Here is a 23,990-nt window from a genome sequence, read left to right as displayed (position 1 = left end):
TTTTTGAATGAATTGCGATACCGTACTCAAGTGCTTAGCCGCATGTGGACTAGACTGCTCCAGGTGTGCCGAATACAAAGAAGGCGAAATAAAGCATCATGCTGCAAAACTGCTTGAACTTCTTGGTAACTATAGTCGTATGGTGCCGATAAAGGCGACTCAGCACCAAGAGTTTAACCATTACCAGGAGTTTGTACAAATTTTACAGTGTTTTTCAACCGCAGGATGTAGTGGCTGTCGTAGTAATGAATGCCTTTGCCCTGTCAATTGTGAAGTAAAAACCTGTCGTAAAGAGATAGGTGTGGATTATTGCTTTCAGTGCAGTAAATATCCTTGCAATCAGACTTTTCCCACTGGCAGCCTGCGAGAACGTTGGTTAAAAAATAATAACAGAATGAAAGATATTGGACCGGTAGAATTTTATAAGGAGCAACTGAAACTTCCGAGATATTAATAGTAAAGAAAGTAGCGGCCGAGTGGAAATCCCATTTTTCCTTGTGCACTATATTAGGAGACACTTTATGGATTATTTTTATCTTGTGCTTACACAATTGGAATTTTTTACCATAATGATCTTGTTTGGAATTTTGGCAATAAAAACAACCTAACCCTTTCAAATTGCAGGAAGAAATGCTGCTAAATCATAAAATTCCTGCTGGAGGTCTTGTCTGCGACCTCGGGAGTGGACAAGGACTTACAAGCGTTATGCTCGTAAAAGATTATGGCTTCACCGTTTATGCCGCCGATTTGTGGAGTGACCCAGAGGAGAACCGCAAATTCTTTGATGAAATGGGACTTACTCGTAAACAGGTGATACCTGTTAAGGCTGACGCTGCCGACTTTCCCTTTGAGAAAGACTTTTTCGATGCGGTAGTCAGTACCGATTCGTATAATTATTGGGGCCGTGATCCGGAATACTTGGACGCAAAGCTGTTACCTTTCGTCAGAAGTGGCGGTTATCTTTACATCTGTGTTCCCGGTATGAAAAAGGATTGTTATGATAATCTTCCGAAAGAACTGCTCCTTTCATGGACACCAGAGCAGCTTGCCTATTTGCGTGACATCACCTATTGGACGGAAATGTTGAATAATAGTCGGGATGCTGAGGTAATTTCCATTTACGAGATGAAGGGAAATAATGACGAGCTTTGGGCAGATTGGATCAGGCAAGAAAATGAAATTGCGGCCAATGACCGTAAGGCGATAGGGGCTGGCGGCGGGAAATATTTGAATTTTATTGCCTTCGTCCTGCGAAAAAAATGATGGAACTGAGGCAGTAGGCTTACAACTGATTATTAAATTTATACCCCTTGCCCCAAACAGTGAGAATATATTCCCGTTTGCCTTCACTTTGCTCCAATTTCTTGCGCAGGCGGTTGATATGCACGGCCACCGTCCGGGTATCGATGGTTTTTTCGCCCCAGACTAGCGAAAACAGCTGCTCACTGGTAAACGGCCAGCCGGGATTGCGGGCCAAGCGCACCAGCACCTGAAACTCCAGTTGGGTAAGGTCCAGCGCCCTGCCGTCGAGAAAGGCCAGCGACTCTGCCAGGTTAATTTTTAGCCCCGGGAACTCCAGCACTTGCTTGCGGGTTACGGACGTGTCCGGCAGGCCGCTGCGCCGTAAGGCTGCGTTCACGCGGGCTAATAGTTCGGCTAGGCTGAACGGTTTGGTTATGTAGTCGTCACCACCAGCGTCCAGACCGCGAATTTTGTCCTGTTCTTCGCCCAGGCAGCTGAGAAACAAAATCGGGATATCGGTTTCCTGGCGCAGCACCTGGCAGATATCGACGCCGTCTCGCCCCGGCAGCTGTACATCGAGAATCAAGAGAGACGGCTCCACCTCCCGCGCCATATGGAGCGCCTCGTTACCGTCAAACGCCTGTCGGCAGTCAAAGCCGTTTTTGCTCAAATACACCGCTATAATTTCACTGATATCTTTATCATCTTCAATGATGAGAATTTTTTGCTCTACCATTACCAGCCACCTCGCTTCTATATGTTCGCGTCCGTGATTCTTACTCCTGCCGCCCGGCAGTGCGGACGAAGCAGGGTCAGCTATGGGCAAAAAACCGCATGCTGACTGGCCCGACGCCTATTTGGACAAACCCGTCGGCCAAAAAAGTTTAAACTTTGTTTAACTTTTCTCCGGCAGGGCGCTAGTTCCTAGCTTCTGTGAGGCTGCCGCCGCACGCCCGGCGTGCCGGCCAAACAGGAAAATAGAGCGGTAATAGAGAAAATAATAGCAGGAATAAAAACGGTTTCAAATTGGTTGGGAAAATGGTGTGTGTGAAGGTGGGCTCTGATAGTGAGTGAAGATTACAAACGGCCGCTGGCAGTCGGTTTGCTGGCGCTGCTTTTTTTCCTGGGAACTATCGCTTGGTCGGCCACTGGGTATAGCCAACCGACAACGGAGGTGGGCGGCTACCCGACTGTTACCCTGGACAGCTCCTGGAAGATCAGACAGGCTGACAGCCCGGAATCTAGCAGTCCGCTATATAACGATGCCGACTGGCAGACCATCCAGGTGCCGGCCAATACGCAGGAACTATTTCCCGGCCAGTCTGGGTATCTTTGGTACCGGCAATGGGTGCAACTGCCGCCCGGCAAGCCGTTGTATGACTTGGGAATTCGGCTGGGAAGAATTGCCTCCGCCGATGAAGTCTATGTGAATGGTTACCAGATTGGTAGCAGTGGTTCAGGGCGAGCAGATGAGCTGGATAATGAAAAAATCCGCATTTATCCGATCCCGGCTGCCGTTTTAGCGGCGGACGGCTATAATTTAGTGGCTATTCGGGTCAACCGATATTATTCCGATATTGGCGGACTTTACAGTGAACCGGTTGTCATCGAAGAATACAGCCAACTTATCAATCAACTGATCCGCGACCAAAGCGTTAAATTCGTGTTTAGCAGTGTATTCCTGCTGTTGGGCACGGCTTTATTATTTTTTTTCGCGATACGTCGACAGCAAAAAGAACTCCTTTTTTTTAGTCTTGGTGTTATTAGCCTGGGTGTCTACATCTTTTATGGATCCCAGTGGCGATATCATCTTGGCATGGAAACGATATACGACACGCGTCTGTATTATATATCCTTAATTACCATTGCGCCGGTTTTCGCACGGTTTGCTTATGTGTATTTAGATGGCCAGCAAAAAGAAGACAAAGCTGTTATTGATACCGTATTTGACTATTACACCAGGGGTATGCTGCTGTATGCTGTTGTAACGGACGGTTTACTGCTGCTCTATGATAATGGAACCCTTTGGTATTATTTTATAACGTTTGTTAGTCAATACCTGGGCATGCCCCTTTGCGCTATCGCCGGCCTATATTCGCTTTATCAGTTTACAATCGTTTCCTGGGACAAAAAACTATTAGTGTTTATGTTTGGTGTTGCTTTTGCCAGCGGGACGGCGGAAACGGTAGAATACGAAAGCTACATTCCAGGAAACCTCGTCATGTGGGGCGTGATGGCACTGGTATTAATCAGTACCATGATTATGGCCAACCGTTTTTTTCGGTTGCAGGACAAGGTAAAGGAATATTCTGCTGGCTTGGAAAAACTGGTTGATATCAGGACCCGGCAGCTAAAAGTTATGGAAGAATCACGCCGCCGTTTGTTGGCCAACATTTCCCACGACCTCAGAACACCGGTCAGCTCAGTGCTGGGCCACGCCGAACTCCTTATGGAGGATGTCGTTGAATCGCCGGAACAACAGCGGGCGTACATCAAACGGATTCATGACAAGATGCTCGGCTTCAACCGCCTCATTCAGGACCTGTTCGAATTGGCCAAAATTGAATCCCAGCAGGAACGCTTCCTTATGGCGCCGGTTACAGCGGAGTCTCTGGTCGAAAATATTTATCAAAAATATCTCTATGATGTTCAAAATGCCGGCATTGCCTTTGAAAACCATAGCCATATTCCGCAAAATGTCAGGCTACAGGCCGATGAAGACCGGCTCGATCAGGTGTTTGCCAACCTTATCAGCAATGCCCTGCGCTACACCTCACCGGGCGGCTGCATTGTCATCGGCTGCCGGTTGGCCGATGGGCTGCCCGCCGATTTGTCTGGTGCTGGCAACGGCCAGTTTATCTGTTTTACAGTGGCCGATGACGGCATTGGCATCGAGCCGGAGCAGGCTTCGCGCATCTTTGAACGGTTTTGCCGTGGCAAGGAAACCGCCAGGGACAACCCCTCCGAACATAGCGGCCTGGGTCTGGCCATTGCCAAAGAAATTATCCTCGCCCATAACGGCCGGATTTGGGTGGACACTACCGTAAGTCACGGTTGCACCATCCACTTTCTCTTGCCGGCTATCGAGTGAAACAGCAAAGGAAGACCTCTTCTTGCGAGGTCTTCCTTTGCTGTTTGCGCCTTTACCACTACTTTGTCGGACTTGGCACAGAGCCTAGTCCTTTTTTTGCGCCCGGGGCCAGTATCCGCCCATTGGCTGGCTGAAAAAAGTTTAAACTTTGTTTAAAATTTTGCGCTGAAATTATTGTTATAATTTTCTATAAGGTCAACAGCAATATGTTACATTACAAGCTGCTTTGGCCGCGCCGTCCAATACGCCCTATAATAGCGGCACTGCCTTAGAAGGCGCCAACCTGCCGGCAAGATAGGAGGAAATAGAACAAATTGTATAAGTCCAAACTTTTATCAATGCTCTTAACTTTTTTTATGTTTTTCAGTAATCCAAACTTCATAACCCACGTTTATGCTGATACTATGATAGATAGTACTGTCACTGCCCAAGACACCGCAGAGTTCCGTGTGGATAAATCGAAGACAGGACAAACGCCCACAGAGGATAACAATGAAAAGTATGATAATTTAACAGATAAAGAAAAAGCGTTTCAATTTGGTAACAATCTATTAGATTTTTATCTGCAGAATAGAAAAAGCTGTGGGCCGGAATGGCTCAAGATTACAGATATCCAATTTAACGTTGGCCAAGATCACAAACCAGTATATTCAATTGAAACGTTACTGCCTTGGGGAAAAGTTAGGGATAATGGTACGACCATGTTCTGGCAGGGGCGCTATGCCCACAATAGCAGCAATTCATCTACCGCTAATCTAGGACTTGGTTGGCGAAGGCTATCTCAGGATAAAAGCAATATTATCGGGTTAAATCTTTTTTATGATTATAATTTTGAATACAACCTGTCCAGGATCGGGGTAGGCGCGGAGAATTTTAACAAACTAGCAGAATACCGACTGAATTGGTATCAGCCAGTTTCAGGAAGTCGGCAGACCGGTGTTAGCTACTTAGACAACGGAATTTTGTATGAGTATATTCGAGCTGTTGCCGGCTTGGACTTTGAAGCAGGTACATCATTTAAGAATATACCGTGGTTAAAGCTTTACGCCGGTGGCTATTACTGGAACAATAAATATAACGCCGATGAAAGAGGGGTCAGACTGCGGACAAGTTTACAGATCAGCCCGCGGCTTAATATTGAAATCGGTTATTTAAACTCCAATCGAAATAGCTCTTATTATGGACAAATAAAATACCAAATGGCTGCAGGTGCAGCGCCGGCTTGGCATGGCGGCAAACAAGGCAAAGAATATCAGAACAATGATCTGAGCGAGAAATTATATCAAAAAGTTGAGCGGGAAACTGATATAAAAACTGAAACATATACAAAATTTGTAGCTTATAAAGGCAATATCCAGACAACAGTCACTAATAGTATCAATCATATGCCAATAGCGGGAGCCAGTGTACAAGCTTATCAGAATGGGACTGCCGTCAGCAATGCTGTTAAGACTGATGCAAGTGGTAACGCAGTGATTAGTGCTCTTGCTGTAGGAACATATATAATGCATGTTACTTATGGCGCTTACAATGTTACAAGCAGTTCTGTCAGTGTTACTAAAGATCAAACTGCGACGACTGCAGTAACCATGACTGTTACTGACGGCTTAGGCAGTGTGAATGTCAAACTCGCGGGAACAATATCCGCAAGTGACTATAAAGTAACAGTAACCGATAGTGCAAATGACACTTACAATGCAACATTGAACAGCAGTAACCAAACCGCGACAATTGCCGGGATTCAAGAAGGGAACTGTACTGTAGCAGTTACCACGCCGAGTGGTTATACAGCAAGCATAGATCCGAGTAGTTTCAACCTTAAAGCAGGAGACACTCAGGCAATTAATATCACTTCAACCCAGCAAACAGGTAATGTGACGATAAATCTTTCTGGCACTATGTCCGCGTCAGACTATACGGTAACCATTACCGACAGTGCCAAGGCAGACCATAAAGTAACGGTCAACAGCACTAATAAAACGGCAGCCATAGCCGGGGTTCCGGCTGGCAACTGCACTGTTACTGTTACCGCCCCCGACGGTTATCAGGCAAGTGCCAATCCTAGCAGCTTTACGCTAACAACAAGCGGTCAGGCAATTAATATCGCTTCAACTCAGCAAACAGGTAATGTGAGTATAAATCTTTCTGGTGCTATGTCAGCGTCAGACTACACGGTAACCGTTACAGACAGTACCAAGGCAGTCCATACAGCAAAAGTAAACAGCACCACTAAAACAGCTACCCTTACAGGGATTCCGGCGGGAGACTGCACGGTTAGTGTTACAGCACCTGACGGATATAACGCAAGTGCCACCCCTGCTAGCTTTACACTAACAACAAGCGGTCAGGCAATTAATATCGCTTCAGCCCCCCGGTTAACGGGTAATGTGACGATAAATCTTTCTGGCACTATGTCAGCGTCAGACTATACGGTAACCGTTACTGACAGTGACAAGGCAGATCATACAGCAAAAGTAAACAGCACCGCGACAAAGGCAAACATCGCCGGGGTGCCGGTAGGCAGCTGTACGGTTAGTGTTACCGCTCCCGACGGTTATCAGGCAACTGCCAGCCCTAGTAGTTTTACGCTAACAACAAGCGGGCAGGAGGTAATAGTTGCCAGTATTATACCAACGACAACCATTACCGCAAAGAATTATGGCGGCGAGATACTGCCGGGGCTAAAACTTCAAATTACTAATATAAGTACAGGTAAAAATACCACGGCGACAACTAATGCAAACGGGAAGGCGACGTTTAGCGGCTTAGCTGCAGGCACATATACAGCAAACTTAACCGACAGTGCAAATAATATTGTTGGAAGTAAATCAAATTTTACAGTTAATGCTGGTAGTGACACGTCGGTCAAAGTCGAGTTTGACATCGCCGCTATTGCCTATGAATTAGTAAATACTTCAGATGGTCTTGCGGATTTTATATTTGACTTACAAGTTGGCGGAATACACGTATACGATGCCGGAGATACAAAACTCGTTAAAGCGCACCAATCAACAATGACAATATTGTCAGGATATTATCTTAAAGCTGGTATAAGATATAAAGGATTTTGGTTGGATTATACGGTCAAACCCCCAACTTTCCCAGAATTTTTTATTGATGATGAAATTCCAAGTGGCTGCAGATATTTTGGATTCTTTATAGCCTACCGGGGAGATTCAATGCGTGTTAAATTATCATGGTGATGATTAGTCTGAGAAGATGACAGGGGACGGCAGACGGGTGGGGTGTAAACAATTAAGACCACCCTCGTTAATTGAAGACGGCGCTGTGAGTGTAAAGCCAATGGCAGATATTTATTTAACCTGGAAGAATATGCCATACAAGTCAATGGGGACGGAGTTATTGACACCCTATTACTAGGCGATAAGATAAAGCTGGGGGAAAAGGGATGTTACTTTTGGCATTGCCCCAAGTAACAAAAGGTCTAGCCCGAAGCCTCCAAGAGCTGAAAAGTCAGGCGGTACCCCGAGGATACAAGGGGACGCTTCGTTCTGTTTCCTTGTCCCAATAAAAGATGAGTAAAGGCACGGATATTTGCCTATGTTTGGCTCAGATTTTACAATTACATCCATTAGATACGTCGCTTATATCATATTTTAGAGATAAGTCAAAACTCTAAAAGTCACCTGAAAAAACAACCGTCTAAAGCATCCCTGGCAATGGGAGCTTTAGACGGTTGTTTAATATAATAGCTTACTTACGTATATTTTATTGCCTACTAGGGTTATTGGATCGTCCAACTAAGTAATCAAGAGATACATCGAAATAATCCGCGATTACAATTAAAGAAGGTAATGAGGGTGTATCTTGAGCACTTTCATAATTCGAGATTTGGCGTTTTCTTTACAGGAGGCATATGCTGTTATGGAACAAATTCGCTATAAAGTCGAGACGAAGTTTAATTCTTCCTATGGCCTGGCCATAAGCGCAGGCGTCATTCCTCTGGAGCCTGACCAAGCAGTACAAGACCTGCTGCTAACAGTCAATCAGGCCTTATATAAGGCAAAAGTCCAGCAAGGGGACGTTACGAAACCACTGAAAAGTCAATAAATAAGCAATCATCCCTCTATTACCCAATGCTTTCCTCAACAAAAGAATGGCTTCCGGCTACTGCCGGCTGCCGTCTTTTGTTGTTTTTTTGCGCAACAGCCCCCTTGGGTTTTGTGGAAGCCTGTATACGGTGTATGGCGGGAAGCAAGCGCTGCATGGGAATTTATCAATCTGATAGGGCCATATGCCTGGCCCTGTCAGATGAGAAATTGAAAATGCTTGTTTTATGTGTGCTGAGAGGGAATGTGACTGCTTAGTCCAGTGCCGTATCACAATGATAGAATTTATCTATTTGATAAAGTACTGCGCGTAATTTTGGTGAAAAGGGACGGGTTTTTAGCAGCTTAAAGTAGGAAAAAATTTGCGGTTAAGCTGCCCGAGACTACATATGGCGCTTCCAGCGGACAGCCGGCGCTGTTTTCGTAGTGTCTGGAATTCTATGGCATAATTCTTGCAAGATCATGATGCGAGTGCGGAGTAAACGGTTTTGACTTTACTGGTAACCATTATATTTGTGAAAGGAGGTGGAAGCGGCAGATCTTTTTGGAAATTCATGGAATCGCAGGAACCGTACCAACGCTTCCCGCTGGCTTATCCTGGTGTTGCGAGACGTCAAAAGAAAGGGTGAGATAACAAGAATGTGTTGTTCAAAAGTGACAAAAGACCGAGCATTAGAAATCGTTAGAAGATACGATCAAGTCTTAGCAATCATTAATCGGTATGGCAAGGCTAAGGAGCAACTGTTATCTATTTTGCTGGATATCCAAGCTACCTCTGGCGAAAACTACGTGGCCGAGGAATGGGCCGAAATAGTCGCCAGCCAATTGGGATTGCCGATTAGCAAGGTACATGATGTATTGACATTTTACGCTATGTTCAATATTTCACAAAAAGGAAAATACGTCATTGAAATCTGCAAAAGTACACCCTGCCATGTAACGAAAGCAGACGCAGTAGTGGCTATGTTTGAGGAAGCTCTGGGAATTAAACTTGGCGAGACCACGCCCGACAATCTGTTTACATTGATGCACACGAGCTGTGTTGGCGCCTGTGATATTGGGCCGGTTGCCAAGATTGGCGATGAAGTCTATGGTAACCTGACAGCAGCCAAGGTAGCCGAGATTGTTACTAGTTACCGGGGGGTGTCGTCATGTCAAAAATAAATAAGCTCATCTCTAACAATTGCGGCGTCATTCGCCCTGACAGTGTTGAAGACTATGTAAAAGCCGGTGGTTATGAAGGTCTGAAAAAGGCTTTTACCATGAAACCCGAAGAGATTATTGATGAAGTTAAAAAAGCTAAACTATTAGGACGCGGCGGTGCAGCATACCCTGCCGGTTCAAAATGGGAACAGCTTCTGGAAATTCCTGAGTTTCCTAAATATATTGTTATTAATGCCGACGAAGGTGAACCCGGCACTTTTAAAGATAAAATATTGTTAGCCCAAGATCCTTTACGGGTAATTGAAGGGATGACCATTGCCGGCCATGTATTTAATTCCCACGACGGCTATATTTATATTCGTGGTGAATATCGTGCTATTCAAAGAGTATTTCAAAGTGCAATTGACAATGCTGTAAAAGCCGGTTATCTTGGCAAAAACGTTATGGGTACCGGCTTTGAATTTAATATTCATATTATGACAGGTGCCGGTGCTTATGTATGCGGCGAAAACTCCGCCTTATTAAATTCTATTGAAGGCAAAGCCGGCCGTCCGCGTATTAAGCCGCCACATTTGGCTGAAGTTGGCTTATTCTTACTGCCGACACTTGTTAACAATGTTGAGTCCATTGCGAACATTCCGACGATCGTTCTTGAGGGCGGCGACAAGTATCTTAGCTATGGTACAAAAGACAGTGGCGGTACCAAGTTAATTTGCTTATCTGGTAATGTTGCTAACCGGGGCGTGTACGAAATTCCATTTGGTATTAGTTTACGGGATGCCATTTATGACCCTGAATTGGGCGGTGGCATTCCTAACGGTAAGAAACTGAAATTTTACCATTTAGGTGGTCAGTCCGGTCCTATCGGCGGTGAAGCTCAACTTGACACTACATACTGTTATAAAGCGCTTCGTAATGCCGGTTTGAGTGTAGGTTCAGGTGCAATCGTAGTAATGGACGAGGATGTTTGTGTTATTGACTACCTTAAGGGTGTTACTGAATTTTTCATTCACGAGTCTTGTGGTAAATGCACTCCTTGTCGGGAAGGCAATAAGCAGATTTACGCAATCCTTTGTAGACTTTCCGAGGGCGAAGCTTCCCAAGATGATATGGTAATACTCCGGCGCTTGATTGATATCATGACCAATGCATCCTTCTGCGGTTTGGGGCAAGCGGCAGCAGTAGCTTTAAATACTTGCTGGAAACACTTCAAATCTGAATTTGAAGATCACCTAAACAAGAAATGTCCGGCACAAGTTTGTTTTACTGAACAGGGAAGAGGTGAATAGTAATGGGTCATCATGCGTCAGATCCTAACAAAATAGTAAATATTACAATTGACGGCATTCCTGTATCGTGTCCTGAAACTACAATGATTCTGGACGCTGCCAAAATGGCTGGCATCGAAATTCCTGTGCTGTGTCATCATCCAGACCTTAAAGTACGGGCTACCTGCCGTATTTGTATAGTAGAACTGAAGGGGCAGAGAAAATTTAAGACGGCTTGCAGTAATGAAGTTTGGGACGGTGCTGAGTTTATTTCCAACAGCCCGGCAATCCGCCAAGCCAGAAAAGATATTCTTGAGCTTATTTTGGCGGAGCATCCGCAGGATTGTTTGAAATGTGTACGTAATACCAACTGTGAACTGCAAAAGTTAGCTAATGACTTTGGTCTTAGTAACCCGATTTTCAAAAATGAGCCGAAACAAATTCCAGTTGAAGATTCTAATGGCGTTATTGTCCGTGATATGGCTAAATGTGTAAAATGCGGACGCTGTGTGGAAATGTGCCAAGAAGTACAAACCGTAGGTGCAATTAACACGGCTCACCGTTCGGGAGAATATGAAGTTACTACTGCGTTTGACCGGCCGCTTCAAGATACCACTTGTGTATACTGCGGACAATGTATCTCGGTTTGTCCGGTAGGCGCTTTATATGAAAAAGATGAAACTGAAAAAGTTTGGCAGGCTATCGCTGCTACTGATAAGCATGTTGTCGTTCAGGTAGCTCCGGCTGTACGGGTAGCGCTTGGCGAAGAATTCGGAATGGCTCCTGGCAGCGTTGCAACCGGTAAAATGGTAGCCGCTTTACGACGGTTAGGCTTTGATAAGGTGTTTGATACCGACTTCTCTGCTGACGTGACCATCATGGAAGAAGGGCATGAATTGTTGGAGCGCATGGGACATGGCGGTGCACTGCCTCTGATTACCTCCTGCAGCCCAGGCTGGATTAACTTTGTTGAGACTTTCTATCCTGAGTTATTGCCAAATGTATCTAGCTGTAAATCGCCACAACAAATGTTTGGTGCATTGGTAAAATCCTACTACCCGCAAAAAGCAGGCATCGACCCCAGTAAGATTTTTTCAGTATCCATCATGCCATGTACTGCTAAAAAGTACGAAAGTGCTCGTCCGGAAATGAGCGGCAGTGGCTATCGGGATGTTGATGTTGTTCTTACTACGCGGGAATTAGCCCGGATGATTAAACAGGCTGGTTTTGACTTCAATACACTTGCTGATGAAAAATTTGATGATCCGATGGGCTTATCAACTGGTGCAGCCGTTATCTTCGGCACTTCCGGCGGTGTTATGGAAGCAGCGCTTCGTACTGTATACGAAGTTGTTACAGGCAAAGACCTTACCAATGTTGATTTTGAAGGAGTTCGCGGTTTGACTGGCGTAAAAGAAGCCGAAGTTGACTTAGAAGGTAAAAAAGTCAAGGTGGCTATTGCGAATGGCTTGAAAAATGCTCGCGTAATTCTTGATAAAATCAAGGCCGGCGAATGTGATTATCAATTTGTTGAGATTATGTGCTGTCCCGGCGGTTGTATCGGTGGCGGCGGTCAGCCTTGGGGAACAACTAAGGCTACTAAAGAAGCGCGTATGGCTGGTCTTTATCAAGCTGACCGCGATTTACCAATCAGACAGTCACATAAAAACCCGGCTGTTAAGGTATTATACGATGAGTTCCTGGGTAAACCGCTTGGCCATAAGTCTCATGAACTTCTCCACACTCATTATCGATCAAAGTCATAGGTAATTGGTTGGGTGGAAGAAAAAGATTTGTATCTTGCAATTCGGAAAAATCCCCCTAAAATATACGTAAGATATATCGAGGGAATGTGGTAACTAATTTAACAGGACGATTCCACCGTCCCTCTGTCTGTGTGCCGTACTGTATACGAAGTTGTTACAGGCAAAGACCTTACCAATGTTGATTTTGAAGGAGTTCGCGGTTTGACTGGCGTAAAAGAAGCCGAAGTTGACTTAGAAGGTAAAAAAGTCAAGGTGGCTATTGCGAATGGCTTGAAAAATGCTCGCGTAATTCTTGATAAAATCAAGGCCGGCGAATGTGATTATCAATTTGTTGAGATTATGTGCTGTCCCGGCGGTTGTATCGGTGGCGGCGGTCAGCCTTGGGGAACAACTAAGGCTACTAAAGAAGCGCGTATGGCTGGTCTTTATCAAGCTGACCGCGATTTACCAATCAGACAGTCACATAAAAACCCGGCTGTTAAGGTATTATACGATGAGTTCCTGGGTAAACCGCTTGGCCATAAGTCTCATGAACTTCTCCACACTCATTATCGATCAAAGTCATAGGTAATTGGTTGGGTGGAAGAAAAAGATTTGTATCTTGCAATTCGGAAAAATCCCCCTAAAATATACGTAAGATATATCGAGGGAATGTGGTAACTAATTTAACAGGACGATTCCACCGTCCCTCTGTCTGTGTGCTAGGGGACGTTCTTCTTGCTTCTCTTTAAAAATACTTCAACGAAGCAAAATGAACGTCCCTCCGCTTTCTTATGGTGAAAAATGCTCTCAAGCCTTGAAAATCAAGGATTGAGAGCTTCCTTTTTTTTGCGTTCCTAAGCGGGAAGATGATAGCGGCCCCGATTGCCCTGCAAATTTGGAAAGGGTGCTAGAGAACCTTCAGCCCTTTCGGTGCTCTATGTGACTGCCCCTCATTCTATCTGATAAGCACCTTCTTTATCTGTGCTGAATATCTATATCATTCGGTAAGAGGGGCACTCCTTGAATAGCAAATGAGGTGCTTCCTGTAGCAGCCCATTTTATATTTATTTCTAAGTTATTCTAATAAATACTATAAAATAATGCATAAAAGCTATTTGTATTTTATAATGTAGTGTAAATACTGAAAGATTTGAGGATGCTAATGTCGAATGAAGCTAAATTTTAAGAATAAAAAAAGTTCTTTAATAAATGAAGTACTTTTTAAAATTTTTTATATCTCTATAGGCATTGTTTCAATTATAGCTTTTATTTCTTATATAAGTGTCTATGAAAGTGAGAAGAATAAAAGATTAGAAGAACTAAGTTCTTATGTTTCAGAAAAAGTTAGAGTCAATAGTGAGATTTTTAAGCTAGCTGAAGACAATTTAAAGATTTTTCAAAAGGAATTTATGAAGCTTTATAGTTCTGATATAAAAGTGACAGAAGATGAATTTTGGTCCTACTATTTTGTTGACAGCCAAGGTGCTACAAGAATGAAGAGAGAATATTTTGATGGTGTTTATACTAAAGATGGCAATTATATTTATGGAATGTCTAGTTTTATAGGCAATAATCAAAAGGTAGATGATGCCGATTTCCAAAGAAGACTTGTACTTTCTATTAAAGTACTGTCTAAGTTAGGTCCCGCATGGACAAATCGTTTCCCTAATGTTAGTGTTGCCTTTCCAGAAAATGCAGGTATTCTTTTCTATCCAGGAGAACCTTGGGGTTTAAAGGCAAAAGCCGATCTTCCTATGAATGAACTAGGGGTTATAAAGTCTGTAAATAAGAAAGATAATCCAGATAGAAAATCTGTTTGGTCTGGGCTTTATTATGATGAAACAGCGCAAAAGTGGACAATAACCTATATGAAACCTGTAGATTTTGGAGACAAGCATCTTATAACTCCAGGGCATGATATATATTTATCTGACTTAGTAGAACGATTAGCCGAAAAGAGGGATGATGGTACCTATAATTTTATTATGAGAAAAGATGGATATTTGATAGCCCATCCTAATAATCCTGAGGAAGAAAAAAAATGGATAGGAGAACTATCCATAGACAAAATAAATATTCCTTTAGTAAAAGAAGCCTATGGATTAATTCAGAAAAATGTAGGACAAGATTACAATAAAGTAAAAATTATTGAAAGCAAAGCTTATGACAGCTATCTTGCAGTGGGTGAGATGAAAGAGCCAAAATGGTATTTAATAAGAGTTTTGCCTATGGGAAATATTAGAAATGTTGCTCATTTAGCTGCTATAAACGTTTTTATTGAGGGTATGGTTATTCTTTTTACCATTCTTTTCATAGTTTATTATGTTATGAAATACCAAGGTGAAAGGCATTTGATGAAGTTGCGACAGGCTGCTGAAGCCGTTGGCCGAGGAGAATACGATAAGGTGGCTGAAGGGGAAATTGAGCTTCCTGTGGAACTAAAAAACGAAATTGGGGTACTATCGAGAAGCTTTTATGACATGTCCATAAGTATAAAGAATTTTAAAGAAAATCTTGAAGGTATTGTGGAAGAGCGAACAAAAGCACTAGAAAAGGCAAATAATGACCTAATGAAGTTAAGCTTGCTGGATGGTCTTACAGGTATTCATAATAGAAGAGCCTTTGATAAAAGTATTAATGGCGTTTTTTTAGAGGCTAAAATGAAATTAGGAACTTTTTCGGTTATGATGATAGATATTGATTTCTTTAAAAGCTACAATGATAGATATGGACATGCTGATGGCGATGAGATTATTAAAAAGGTTGCCAATACTTTTAAAGATAATATAAGAAAAGAGGATCGTGTTTTTAGATATGGAGGAGAAGAGTTTATAGTAATTTTTAATAATTTAGAGATTAATATGGCAAAAGAAGTAGGAGAAGGAATTATAAAAGCTATACAAAATCTCAATATACCTCATGAAGAAAGTCCTTATGAAGTTATAACTGTTAGTGCAGGAATTACAGAGTATAACAATACCTTTAATAGTCCGGAAGAAATAATAAAGGCTGCAGATAAAAAGCTTTATGTGGCTAAAGGGAAAGGGCGTAATTGCTTGGAGATTTAATGGCTGAGTAGTAACAAAATTTCATCATCCCACACAGATATTGAAAATATAAATAATAACAAGTAAGCAGCCGGTTAAGGTGATTAAATTCGCCTAACCGGCTGCTATTTGCTTTGAGAAAATGCAAAGGGAAGATATGGATATAAAGAGAATGTAATATAGGGGTTCTTATCTACTACTCATTTCTATAAGAGGAGAGGCATATGAAAAAACTGCTGATTTTGACATTTGCAATATTATTTATAGTGACAAGTCTGTTAGGTTGTTCATAGGATGCGGGACGGTTCTTTTGTTTCCGCTTAAAGCCATACATTTTCAATAACCTAGATCTTGTTAAAATTCATGGAAGCGCAGGAACCGTGAACCGTCCCGTCGCTTCCCTTGGGGGCTCTCAATTGACTAGATTAGAATATCGGTTGCTTGATGATCGTGGTCAGTATCCAGTGCTCTATTACTATCAGAATATAGATGAGACGGAAATTGCGGCTCGGTTTGCTTGTGATTATTTTGTCAAAGATGCTGTAGTATATGAGCGGCAGTCATGTGCCATGGAGCCGTTAACTTATGTTGTTTATGTAAAAAAGAGCCAAGAAGTGGAGAATGACAATACCGCAGAACAACACAGGAAAGACATTCGGATTGAGATTAGGCACTTTAGAACAGAAGCTGAAGTATATCCTTTGCTGTTTACTTATGTAGTTAAGCAAAATAAGGAAGCTTTATTATATTTACAATGTGATTACTTTATATGGAGTGGGCGGGAATGGCAAAAAACATCAGCCGAGCTAGATGAGGATCGGATGGTATATGTAATTTATGCCAAGCCTGTTGAGGTGAATGATTAAATGAGCAAAAACAAACCGATATATGTTACTAGAAATAAACAGCAATCATCTTCCTTTATAAAGAGCAAAACCGGCAAAGTGGTAGGTCTTTTTTTAGCGGGAACGGTAGCAGTGTCCGGATATGTCTGGCTGAAGGAGCAAGAAGATAAACAAGATGGGCAAAATGCCCATAGCTCTGGCGGCGGAGGAAGCGGATATCATTCTTATAGTGCTGGGAGCAATGCAAAAGGTCCGGGCGGCGAAGGAATTTCATCAGGTGGTGCGGCTAAAGGCGGGATTGGCAGCAGTGCCGTAGGTGGCGGGGAGTAGCGTATGACTTACCAAAAAGTACGGGAAGCAATTTATACCCCGCTCAGGGATGAAGGGATTTTTACTTGGGATTTGATGTACGGCAGTGAATATGCTTTAGCGGCAATTCATTCGATATCACAAGGCGATAAAACGGAATTAGCCTATGCTACTGAGCAGTTAGGAGGGATATTTGCCAAAACGGCAACTGCTATACAAAGGATGGATATGCCAATTTTTCGGGAGCTAGGCATACCTGAAGTGGTAATTAATGCTTCGCGTATTCACGTGCTTGGTGCGCCGACCCTTATTGGACGGTTTGATTTCGCTAGAACAAAACGAGGGTGGAAGATGCTGGAGTTTAATAGCGATACGCCTGGCGGTATTGTTGAAGCTTTCTATGTGAATGGCCAAGTATGTGCGTACTATGGTAAGGAAGATCCGAATCGCGGTATGAATATTGGGATAAAGAGGGCTTTTGCCGAAATTACTGAACGTTATCAGGTATTAGGCTATCCTACGGCACGTGTAGTTTTTTCCGCCCTGGACTGGCATAGTGAAGACGCCGGAACAACACGCTATTTGTTGCAGCAGTCTGGGCTTAACGCCGATTTTGTGCCTCTAAAGGATTTGCATGTATATCAGGACAAGTTATGTGCGTTATGCGACGGAGATTTCCGGCCTATTGATTTACTCTACCGCTTGCATCCGCTAGGCATGCTTGGTGAAGATGTCGATACTGACGGGTTTCCCACGGGCGAGTATGTGCTTCGGCTTGTGGAAAGACGGAAACTGGGGTTGATTAACCCAGCGGCAGCCATAATATCGCAAACCAAATCGTTACAGGCTTTAATATGGAATTTACATGTTATAGATGATTTTTTTACTTCGGAGGAACAGGAAATTATTGCGGCATATATGCTGCCGACATATTATGAAAATGTTTTTTTGGGGCAGGCGGATTATGTGGCAAAACCTATTTTAGGGCGCGAAGGGGGTAATGTGCAGCTATATCATGCTGACGGAGAGTTGCTGGAAGAAGAACAGGAAGGTTGGTTCTCGAAGCAAATGGTAGTATATCAGCAGATGGTAGATTTGGAACTTATTACTGTGCCGGTAGCAGGCGGACTTTATTCAGGCCGACTGTTATGGGGTTCTTTTATAATAAATGGGAAAGCTTCTGCGATTATGGCCCGGGTTGGCGGGCGTATTACTAATGACATGTCATATTTTTTGCCTGTGGGAATGGAATAAGGGGGTTAAGACGTTTATGAGTGTACAATTGCCTAATATAATTAACTTTTTAATGTATCTAAGTACAGCTATCCCGTTGATGATTTTGGGTATTTATGTTTTTACACATACGACACCTTATGATGATTTTGCCCTAATTCGGTCAGGTGGAGAGGTAGAAAGTGTCGGCCGCGTTGATGCTGCGATTGCGGCAGCCCTGGATATTTGCGGAAAAGTTCTCGGATTAACTATGGTAATTGCCTCAGCTATTTGGCATGCCGTAAATATTAGCGATCTTTTCCTGTGGGGCGTTATCGGTATTGTTGTTGAGGTATTGGTATTTTGTTTGTTGCGCTGTATAGTGCCATTGAAAGTAATTGAGGAAATTCCTAAAGGGAATATTTCGGTTGGTTTGTTTTCGGCAACGATCAGTGTTGCTAGCGGACTGTTGTTGGCAGCACTGCTAAGCTACTAGGGGTGACGTAGGGGACATTCCTTTTCGGAAAAGCTAGGGGGCGAGCTTGCCTTGTACATGTTTTATATTTCGCCATTATATATGACACAGAGAAACGTATTATTGGTAACAACGAAAACCCCTGCCAAATTTGTATTAATTTGGCAAGGGTTTTCGCTGTTTTTAGGGAAGTATGTTTTATAAGGAATGTAAGTTCCGCGCTTAAAACGCAAAAATAGGTTGTGACACTGCAATGTATAGATTCGCTTAAACTTTAAAAGGTAAAAAGTAGAAAACCGGAGAAAATACTAACTGGGTATAATAGCTTACTGGTGGAGATACACAATGTTGATTGTCCTTCTTTTTATGACATTTTATATAACCATTCCTTTAGTATTTACAGGATATTTATTTGGCGCCTGTCTGTTCAGATCAGGCTCTATGATGTTTGCCGATTTACAGAAACTTCTGGGCTTGTTCTTTGGTATCACGGTACTTTGGGTTTATACTGAGCAAATTGTCAATGGAAGCCTGCGATTTCTAATTGAAAATCTGTTTTCGCTGTCGGGTCATTATATGGTATCTGAGGCAATACTATCTTTTCCCCTGTTAATGATGGTCATTGTTTTTTTGATTCTTATTAATCCTTGGGAATCAAAATATTCCCCCAGCTTTTCGGAGCATTTAATCGTACGTAATGCTCATAACGAAGAGGGGGAACATAATTTTTATGTTGAAAAAAATAACGAAATTTGTTCGTGCGATCCGGGATATCCAAGCCCCGGTGGAGTATAATCTTGATTTCTATCAAAAAGTGTTACAAGAAATCAACACCGTCAAGTTCAAATCTCTAAGTGATGACAGACTGCAGGAAATATCTGCGGAACTTAAAAGTCGGGTTCGCGCAGGGGCTTTATCAGACTCCCTTCTTGTGGAGTCTTTTGCGCTTGTTCGGGAAGCAGCCAAGCGGGTGTTAGGCATATACCCGTTCGATACTCAGGTTATTGCAGGCATTGCCCTACACAAGGGTAAGATAGTGGAAATGCAAACTGGTGAGGGTAAAACACTAGCCGCCGTAATGCCGGCATACTTAAATGCGTTGGCAGGCAAAGGCGTTCATGTACTCACTTTCAACGATTATCTTGCCCGAAGAGATGCGAAGTGGATGGGGCCGATATTTGAATTTTTGGGCCTTACGACCGGGTACGTCAATGAAGGCATGAGTAGAACCGCAAGACAGCAGGCCTATTCCTCCGATATAACATATGTAACGGCAAAGGAGACGGGATTTGATTACTTGCGGGATTTTTTGTGCACGGAAAAAGAGAAGCTTGTCCACCGGACATTCAATTACGCCATTGTTGATGAAGCCGACTCAATCCTTATTGATGAAGCGAGAGTCCCGCTTGTAATTGCAGGGAATGTGGGCGACAACGAGGAGACTCCTCTTTACTTAGCCAGAATAGTCCGTGGCCTTAAGCAGGGTACCGACTATGATACTGATCAGTACAGAAGTAATGTATACTTTACCGACTCAGGTCTGCTGCGGATTGAAAAAATGCTGGGATGCGGCAATCTTTATGCTTCCAAGAACCTAAGGCTACTGGCCAGGTTGAATTGCGCATTGTATGCCGAAGTGCTGATTGAAAGGGATAAAGACTATATCGTAAAAGACAACAAGGTTGAGCTTATCGATGAGTTTACCGGCCGTATTGCCGCCAACCGCCGCTGGCCGGAAAACCTTCACGCAGCGGTTGAAGCCAAAGAGGGCTTGATAGCTACATCCAGAGGAACTATTATGGGCTCTATTGCGCTGCAGTACTTTTTAAGCCTGTACCCGCGGATTTCCGGAATGACCGGAACAGCCAGTACGGCCGCAGTCGAGTTAAGAGAGTGCTATGGGATGGACGTTCTGGTAGTCCCTACGAATAAACCTTGTATTCGTAAAGATCACCCGAGCATAATCTTTACGGATAAGAGTGCTAAGCAGACAGCCCTGATCGAGGAAATCAAAAGAGTTCATGCAACGGGGCAGCCCATACTTATTGGTACAGGAAGTGTGGAAGAGTCGGAGTTGCTCACGACGGAACTAAAGAAAACGGGTATTCTGTGCCGGGTTTTAAACGCCAAAAATGATGAAATGGAAGCAAAAATAATTGCAAAGGCGGGAGAGCTCGGGGCAGTGACGGTGTCTACCAATATGGCTGGTAGGGGCATCGACATAAAGTTGGGTGGTGAATTCGAACAGGAACGAGAACGGGTAGTCGCGTTGGGGGGACTATATGTTATCGGTACTAGCCAGCATGAAAGCCGCAGGATAGATAACCAACTTAGCGGCCGGGCCGGTCGGCAGGGTGATCCGGGCGAAAGCAGATTTTTTATTAGCCTGGAAGATGATCTGATAAAAAGATATGATATTGCGAAGTTGATTCCCGTCAGAAAATTTCCAACAAAACAGGAAGCGCCGATCAACGATCCTGCTGTATTGCGCGCGGTGGAAAGAGGCCAGAGGATTGTCGAGGGATACAATTCCGACATGAGAAGGCAACTATGGAAATACTCTTTTCTTATCGAGCAGCAGCGCCGTATTATTCATACCAAACGTCAGGACATACTACTGGATAAGGGACCGTTAGATCTTTTATCGGCAAAAGCCGCTGATCGGTACTGTACGCTTCGAGATCAAATCGGGGAGGACGTTTTAAAAAAGTTTAAAAAGCAAATTACCCTTTATCAGATAAACAAATGTTGGGCTGATTATTTGGAGTATATCAGCTATGAACGGGAAGGGATACATTTGGTTGCAGTAGGCAAGAAAGACCCTCTCACCGAGTTTCACAGAATTGCCATAGAAGCATTTGATGAGATGATGGACAATATTGACTCTGAAATAGTTAGGACTTTCGAGACCGTTGCGATCGGAAAAGACGGGATCGATACGCTGAAAGCCGGCCTCAAGGGTCCTTCAGCTACCTGGACCTACCTTATTAATGACAGTCCGTATCAGTTTAGCCGACTGCCCAGCTTGATCAAAGCCGCCATAGCTAGGCATTGCAGGCCTGGGTTTTCGCTACATGCGTTGTGGGAAAAGTATTTTTGGTAAAGAATATTAAAGAGAATCTTAGATGGGCAAAATATTGGCTGATATGAAAAGTCAATGCTAAAGTGAGAGCGACATGGTGATTTTGCCGTGTCGCTTTTTTGTTTCTGAATTATCTTGTAGGGTGGAGAAGCTAGGCGACGTTCTGAAACCACTGAAAAAGTCAATAAATAAACAATTTTCCCTCCATTATGGTAAAATATAACTGTAGATGTTTGCCGGAATGGAGGGATTTGCTTTGCTTAGACATGTGCCTCAACAATTAAGTATATATAGCGTGCTATATGACAAAATTCCCAACGACCATATTCTGAAGACTATCGCAGCCAATGTTGATTTTAGTTTCATTAACGATTTACTGAAGGATTCATATTGTAAGCACCTGGGGCGGCCTGCTAAAGAGCCGGAAATGCTAGCAAAGTTACTTATCTTGCAATATCTATATAACTTATCCGATGTCAAAGTCATTGAAGAAGCTAGACTAAACTTAGCTTATATGTGGTTTTTGGGACTAAATCCCGAAGATGATTTGCCAGAAGCCAGTCTACTTACCAAGTTTAGGAGACATAGATTAAAAGAAACAAGTGTCGATGATATTATTCAGGAAGTAGTCCGCCAGTGTATAGAAAAAGGTATTATTAATGGGACCGGTCTGAGCATTGACGCCACTCATGCCAATGCAAATACAATAAAAAAAGTGCCAGAAAGAATCATGAAGCATCTAGCCAGAAGAATCATAAAGGCTATTGAGGAAGAAAACGGAGAAATCCCATCTGAGCTAATTGGCGAAGTTCCTAACTACAAGCTCATAGAGGACCACAACGAAGCGAAGCAAATTATGAAGACATATTTAGAAACCATAATCAGTAAAGCTGAAAACCATGTAGATCTCTCCATTCTGCCTAGCAGCCAAAAAGCTGTTGACGAAGCAAAGGAAATATTACAAGATCCTAAATTTATCGCACAAAAAGGAATCCGGTCACTTGTAGATAAAGATGCCCGTGTGGGGTACAAATCTCAAACAGACAGTTTTTACGGATATAAAGTAGAATTTGCAATGATCCCAGAAACGAGGATTATTACCGCAGTGACAGTTGATAACGGTGCCTATGTAGATGGTAGCAAATTTGATGAACTCTATCAGCGAAGTAAAGCATGCGGATTGACCATACAAGAGGTATATGGGGAGCTTATTTTCGAAAACCAATCTTAGATACCTTACAAACCGACTCAGTGGAAGTTATCATTCCAGTAAATTCTTGTGTCTACAAAATAGACGAAAGCAGATTTACTTACAATAAAGACAGTGATCAATGGTTTTGTGAAATGGGTAATAACACCTATAAAAAAGTGTATCAAAAATACAAAAATAGAAGTAATATTTATAAATATCATTTTGATAAATCACAATGTATTCAGTGCCCCAAACTACTCGAATGTGCTGGCAAAAACGTTAAGAAAAAAATACTAGGCGTCGGTGAACATAATGCTCAATATTATGAACATAGTCAATTTGCTAAGACTAATCAGTTTAAACTCAAGTACAAAAAACGCGCCAGTCATGAGTGGGAAAAACGGAGAAATGAAGCGTTTTCACGGATTAGATCGTGCCCGAGGGTCCGGTCTAAAAAGCATGTCGATGCAAGCCAAGCTAACGGCTTTAGCCGTAAATCTTAAAAGGATAGCAGCACTACTATCCTTTTGTGGCCATGTGTTTGGGAAACAGATGGCCAATTTTATAGCATATTGCAGATTGACTCCGCTATTTATGCAGATAAGCTAAAAAAACATGGATATATCAGTGGTTTCGAACCGTCCCGTCGCTTCCTCTAAAAGAGGATGTTAAATGTATTTGAAGAATTTGTTAGCTGAGCAGGAAATGGTATTGCGAATTGGAAGGATTGTTTGAAACCTTTCTGGGGCTATATTCAGGAGGAAGTTATGTCAAAAATTTATGATAAGTTGAAGGGCGGAGACTTGCGGTCAATCGGTAAAGCGGAAGAAGTAGTTACAGATATTTTAAATGACAAAAATCTTTTTACAGAAGTTTTTAATGGCATGTTAAGTGATGATGCACTCATTAGGATGAGATCAGCTGATGCAATTGAAAAAGTATCACGTTTGCATCCCGAGTATCTTCAGCCATTCAAACAACAAATAATTGACGAGATATCGCAAATTGGACAACAAGAAGTACAATGGCATATTGCTCAAATGTTCTCGCGACTGGAATTTCAGCCTAAATTGAAAATCGAAATGCAACCCTTACGATCTCTAAATAAAGTTCTTTTAACAGTAAAATTCAAAGAAGTAAGACGGTTGCGTCTTGTCTTACAAAAGATTGGCGGAGAGCCAGTCTTTTTGTTTACACGCCATTTCATCGCCATATATCCTGAATAGGTTGGCGGCGGAATGGGAG

19 protein-coding genes and 1 pseudogene are annotated in these 23,990 nt (G+C 42.9%); 18 read left to right on the top strand and 2 right to left on the bottom strand.

The genetic code is table 11. From position 1 onward, the window contains the following. The first annotated feature begins 7 nt into the window (after positions 1-7). Both SRRS_RS16995 and SRRS_RS16990 read left to right on the top strand, forming a co-directional pair. Positions 8-454 (top strand): DUF3795 domain-containing protein, encoded by a 447-nt coding sequence (locus SRRS_RS16995; RefSeq protein ID WP_371362185.1) that lies wholly within the window; start codon positions 8-10, stop codon positions 452-454. 176 nt (positions 455-630) lie between these two features. Continuing rightward, positions 631-1,263 carry a cyclopropane-fatty-acyl-phospholipid synthase family protein gene (locus SRRS_RS16990; protein ID WP_371362184.1) on the top strand — a complete coding sequence of 211 codons (633 nt, stop codon included), beginning with the start codon at positions 631-633 and terminating at the stop codon, positions 1,261-1,263. Between the two features lie 19 nt (positions 1,264-1,282). Here SRRS_RS16990 and SRRS_RS16985 read toward each other — a convergent pair whose 3' ends face one another. Next, positions 1,283-1,978, bottom strand: coding sequence for a response regulator transcription factor (locus tag SRRS_RS16985; RefSeq protein WP_371362183.1), 696 nt, complete (start codon positions 1,976-1,978; stop codon positions 1,283-1,285). A 330-nt stretch (positions 1,979-2,308) separates the two neighbouring features. Here SRRS_RS16985 and SRRS_RS16980 point away from each other — a divergent pair, with 330 nt between their 5' ends. Both SRRS_RS16980 and SRRS_RS16975 read left to right on the top strand, forming a co-directional pair. After that, positions 2,309-4,333, top strand: a complete 2,025-nt coding sequence (locus SRRS_RS16980; protein ID WP_371362181.1) for an ATP-binding protein — start codon at positions 2,309-2,311, stop codon at positions 4,331-4,333. 314 nt (positions 4,334-4,647) lie between these two features. Beyond that, positions 4,648-7,536, top strand: coding sequence for an inverse autotransporter beta domain-containing protein (locus SRRS_RS16975; RefSeq protein ID WP_371362179.1), 2,889 nt, complete (start codon positions 4,648-4,650; stop codon positions 7,534-7,536). Positions 7,537-8,062: 526 nt separating this feature from the next. On the opposite strand, the gene SRRS_RS16970 is transcribed toward SRRS_RS16975, so the two are convergent. Continuing rightward, a complete protein-coding gene (locus SRRS_RS16970) occupies positions 8,063-8,185 on the bottom strand; it encodes a helix-turn-helix domain-containing protein (RefSeq protein WP_371369856.1) in 123 nt (40 codons plus the stop codon). A 33-nt stretch (positions 8,186-8,218) separates the two neighbouring features. Between SRRS_RS16970 and SRRS_RS16965 the strand changes: the two genes are divergently transcribed. The 14 genes and pseudogenes from SRRS_RS16965 to SRRS_RS16900 all read left to right on the top strand — a co-directional run bounded on the left by SRRS_RS16965 (position 8,219) and on the right by SRRS_RS16900 (position 23,971). Then, positions 8,219-8,404 (top strand): hypothetical protein, encoded by a 186-nt coding sequence (locus SRRS_RS16965; protein ID WP_371362178.1) that lies wholly within the window; start codon positions 8,219-8,221, stop codon positions 8,402-8,404. Between the two features lie 653 nt (positions 8,405-9,057). Then, positions 9,058-9,567, top strand: coding sequence for an NAD(P)H-dependent oxidoreductase subunit E (locus SRRS_RS16960; protein WP_371362176.1), 510 nt, complete (start codon positions 9,058-9,060; stop codon positions 9,565-9,567). Beyond that, positions 9,555-10,856: an NADH-quinone oxidoreductase subunit F gene (locus SRRS_RS16955; RefSeq protein WP_371362174.1), complete on the top strand. Its 1,302-nt coding sequence runs from the start codon at positions 9,555-9,557 to the stop codon at positions 10,854-10,856. Before SRRS_RS16960 ends, SRRS_RS16955 begins: the two co-directional genes overlap by 13 nt. 2 nt (positions 10,857-10,858) lie before the next feature. Continuing rightward, complete coding sequence (locus tag SRRS_RS16950; protein WP_371362173.1) at positions 10,859-12,601, top strand: NADH-dependent [FeFe] hydrogenase, group A6; 1,743 nt, start codon at positions 10,859-10,861, stop codon at positions 12,599-12,601. Between the two features lie 201 nt (positions 12,602-12,802). Further along, a complete protein-coding gene (locus tag SRRS_RS16945) occupies positions 12,803-13,168 on the top strand; it encodes an iron hydrogenase small subunit (RefSeq protein WP_371362172.1) in 366 nt (121 codons plus the stop codon). A 584-nt stretch (positions 13,169-13,752) separates the two neighbouring features. Continuing rightward, on the top strand, positions 13,753-15,651 hold the full coding sequence (locus SRRS_RS16940) for a diguanylate cyclase (protein ID WP_371362170.1): 1,899 nt from the start codon (positions 13,753-13,755) through the stop codon (positions 15,649-15,651). A gap of 395 nt (positions 15,652-16,046) precedes the next feature. After that, positions 16,047-16,496, top strand: a complete 450-nt coding sequence (locus SRRS_RS16935) for a hypothetical protein (RefSeq protein ID WP_371362169.1) — start codon at positions 16,047-16,049, stop codon at positions 16,494-16,496. Further along, positions 16,497-16,805: a hypothetical protein gene (locus SRRS_RS16930; RefSeq protein WP_371362168.1), complete on the top strand. Its 309-nt coding sequence runs from the start codon at positions 16,497-16,499 to the stop codon at positions 16,803-16,805. A 3-nt stretch (positions 16,806-16,808) separates the two neighbouring features. Then, entirely contained in the window at positions 16,809-18,038 is a 1,230-nt protein-coding gene (locus tag SRRS_RS16925) for a glutathionylspermidine synthase family protein (RefSeq protein ID WP_371362166.1), read from the top strand. A 16-nt stretch (positions 18,039-18,054) separates the two neighbouring features. Then, positions 18,055-18,492 carry a DUF350 domain-containing protein gene (locus tag SRRS_RS16920; RefSeq protein ID WP_371362165.1) on the top strand — a complete coding sequence of 146 codons (438 nt, stop codon included), beginning with the start codon at positions 18,055-18,057 and terminating at the stop codon, positions 18,490-18,492. A 324-nt stretch (positions 18,493-18,816) separates the two neighbouring features. Then, on the top strand, positions 18,817-19,266 hold the full coding sequence (locus SRRS_RS16915; protein ID WP_371362163.1) for a hypothetical protein: 450 nt from the start codon (positions 18,817-18,819) through the stop codon (positions 19,264-19,266). Further along, positions 19,202-21,574 (top strand): accessory Sec system translocase SecA2, encoded by a 2,373-nt coding sequence (gene secA2, locus SRRS_RS16910; RefSeq protein WP_371362162.1) that lies wholly within the window; start codon positions 19,202-19,204, stop codon positions 21,572-21,574. Before SRRS_RS16915 ends, secA2 begins: the two co-directional genes overlap by 65 nt. Before the next feature lie 235 nt (positions 21,575-21,809). Then, positions 21,810-23,354, top strand: a pseudogene (locus tag SRRS_RS16905) (IS1182 family transposase). A 158-nt stretch (positions 23,355-23,512) separates the two neighbouring features. Next, positions 23,513-23,971: a hypothetical protein gene (locus tag SRRS_RS16900; protein WP_371362160.1), complete on the top strand. Its 459-nt coding sequence runs from the start codon at positions 23,513-23,515 to the stop codon at positions 23,969-23,971. Positions 23,972-23,990: the final 19 nt, after the last annotated feature.

It is taken from the genome of Sporomusa rhizae, assembly GCF_041428845.1.
Taxonomy (GTDB): Bacteria; Bacillota; Negativicutes; order Sporomusales; family Sporomusaceae; genus Sporomusa; species Sporomusa rhizae.
This window is presented reverse-complemented; position numbering and strand designations above follow the sequence as displayed.

Bases quoted from the DNA above. Each gene is read 5' to 3' on its own strand.
- SRRS_RS16925 (WP_371362166.1), top strand. From the start codon at position 16,809: ATGACTTACCAAAAAGTACGGGAAGCAATTTATACCCCGCTCAGGGAT.
- SRRS_RS16990 (WP_371362184.1), top strand. From the start codon at position 631: ATGCTGCTAAATCATAAAATTCCTGCTGGAGGTCTTGTCTGCGACCTC.
- SRRS_RS16950 (WP_371362173.1), top strand. From the start codon at position 10,859: ATGGGTCATCATGCGTCAGATCCTAACAAAATAGTAAATATTACAATT.
- SRRS_RS16955 (WP_371362174.1), top strand. From the start codon at position 9,555: ATGTCAAAAATAAATAAGCTCATCTCTAACAATTGCGGCGTCATTCGC.
- SRRS_RS16985 (WP_371362183.1), bottom strand. From the start codon at position 1,978: ATGGTAGAGCAAAAAATTCTCATCATTGAAGATGATAAAGATATCAGT.
- SRRS_RS16995 (WP_371362185.1), top strand. From the start codon at position 8: ATGAATTGCGATACCGTACTCAAGTGCTTAGCCGCATGTGGACTAGAC.
- secA2 (WP_371362162.1), top strand. From the start codon at position 19,202: ATGTTGAAAAAAATAACGAAATTTGTTCGTGCGATCCGGGATATCCAA.
- SRRS_RS16930 (WP_371362168.1), top strand. From the start codon at position 16,497: ATGAGCAAAAACAAACCGATATATGTTACTAGAAATAAACAGCAATCA.
- SRRS_RS16900 (WP_371362160.1), top strand. From the start codon at position 23,513: ATGTCAAAAATTTATGATAAGTTGAAGGGCGGAGACTTGCGGTCAATC.
- SRRS_RS16915 (WP_371362163.1), top strand. From the start codon at position 18,817: ATGTTGATTGTCCTTCTTTTTATGACATTTTATATAACCATTCCTTTA.
- SRRS_RS16940 (WP_371362170.1), top strand. From the start codon at position 13,753: ATGAAGCTAAATTTTAAGAATAAAAAAAGTTCTTTAATAAATGAAGTA.
- SRRS_RS16920 (WP_371362165.1), top strand. From the start codon at position 18,055: ATGAGTGTACAATTGCCTAATATAATTAACTTTTTAATGTATCTAAGT.
- SRRS_RS16965 (WP_371362178.1), top strand. From the start codon at position 8,219: ATGGAACAAATTCGCTATAAAGTCGAGACGAAGTTTAATTCTTCCTAT.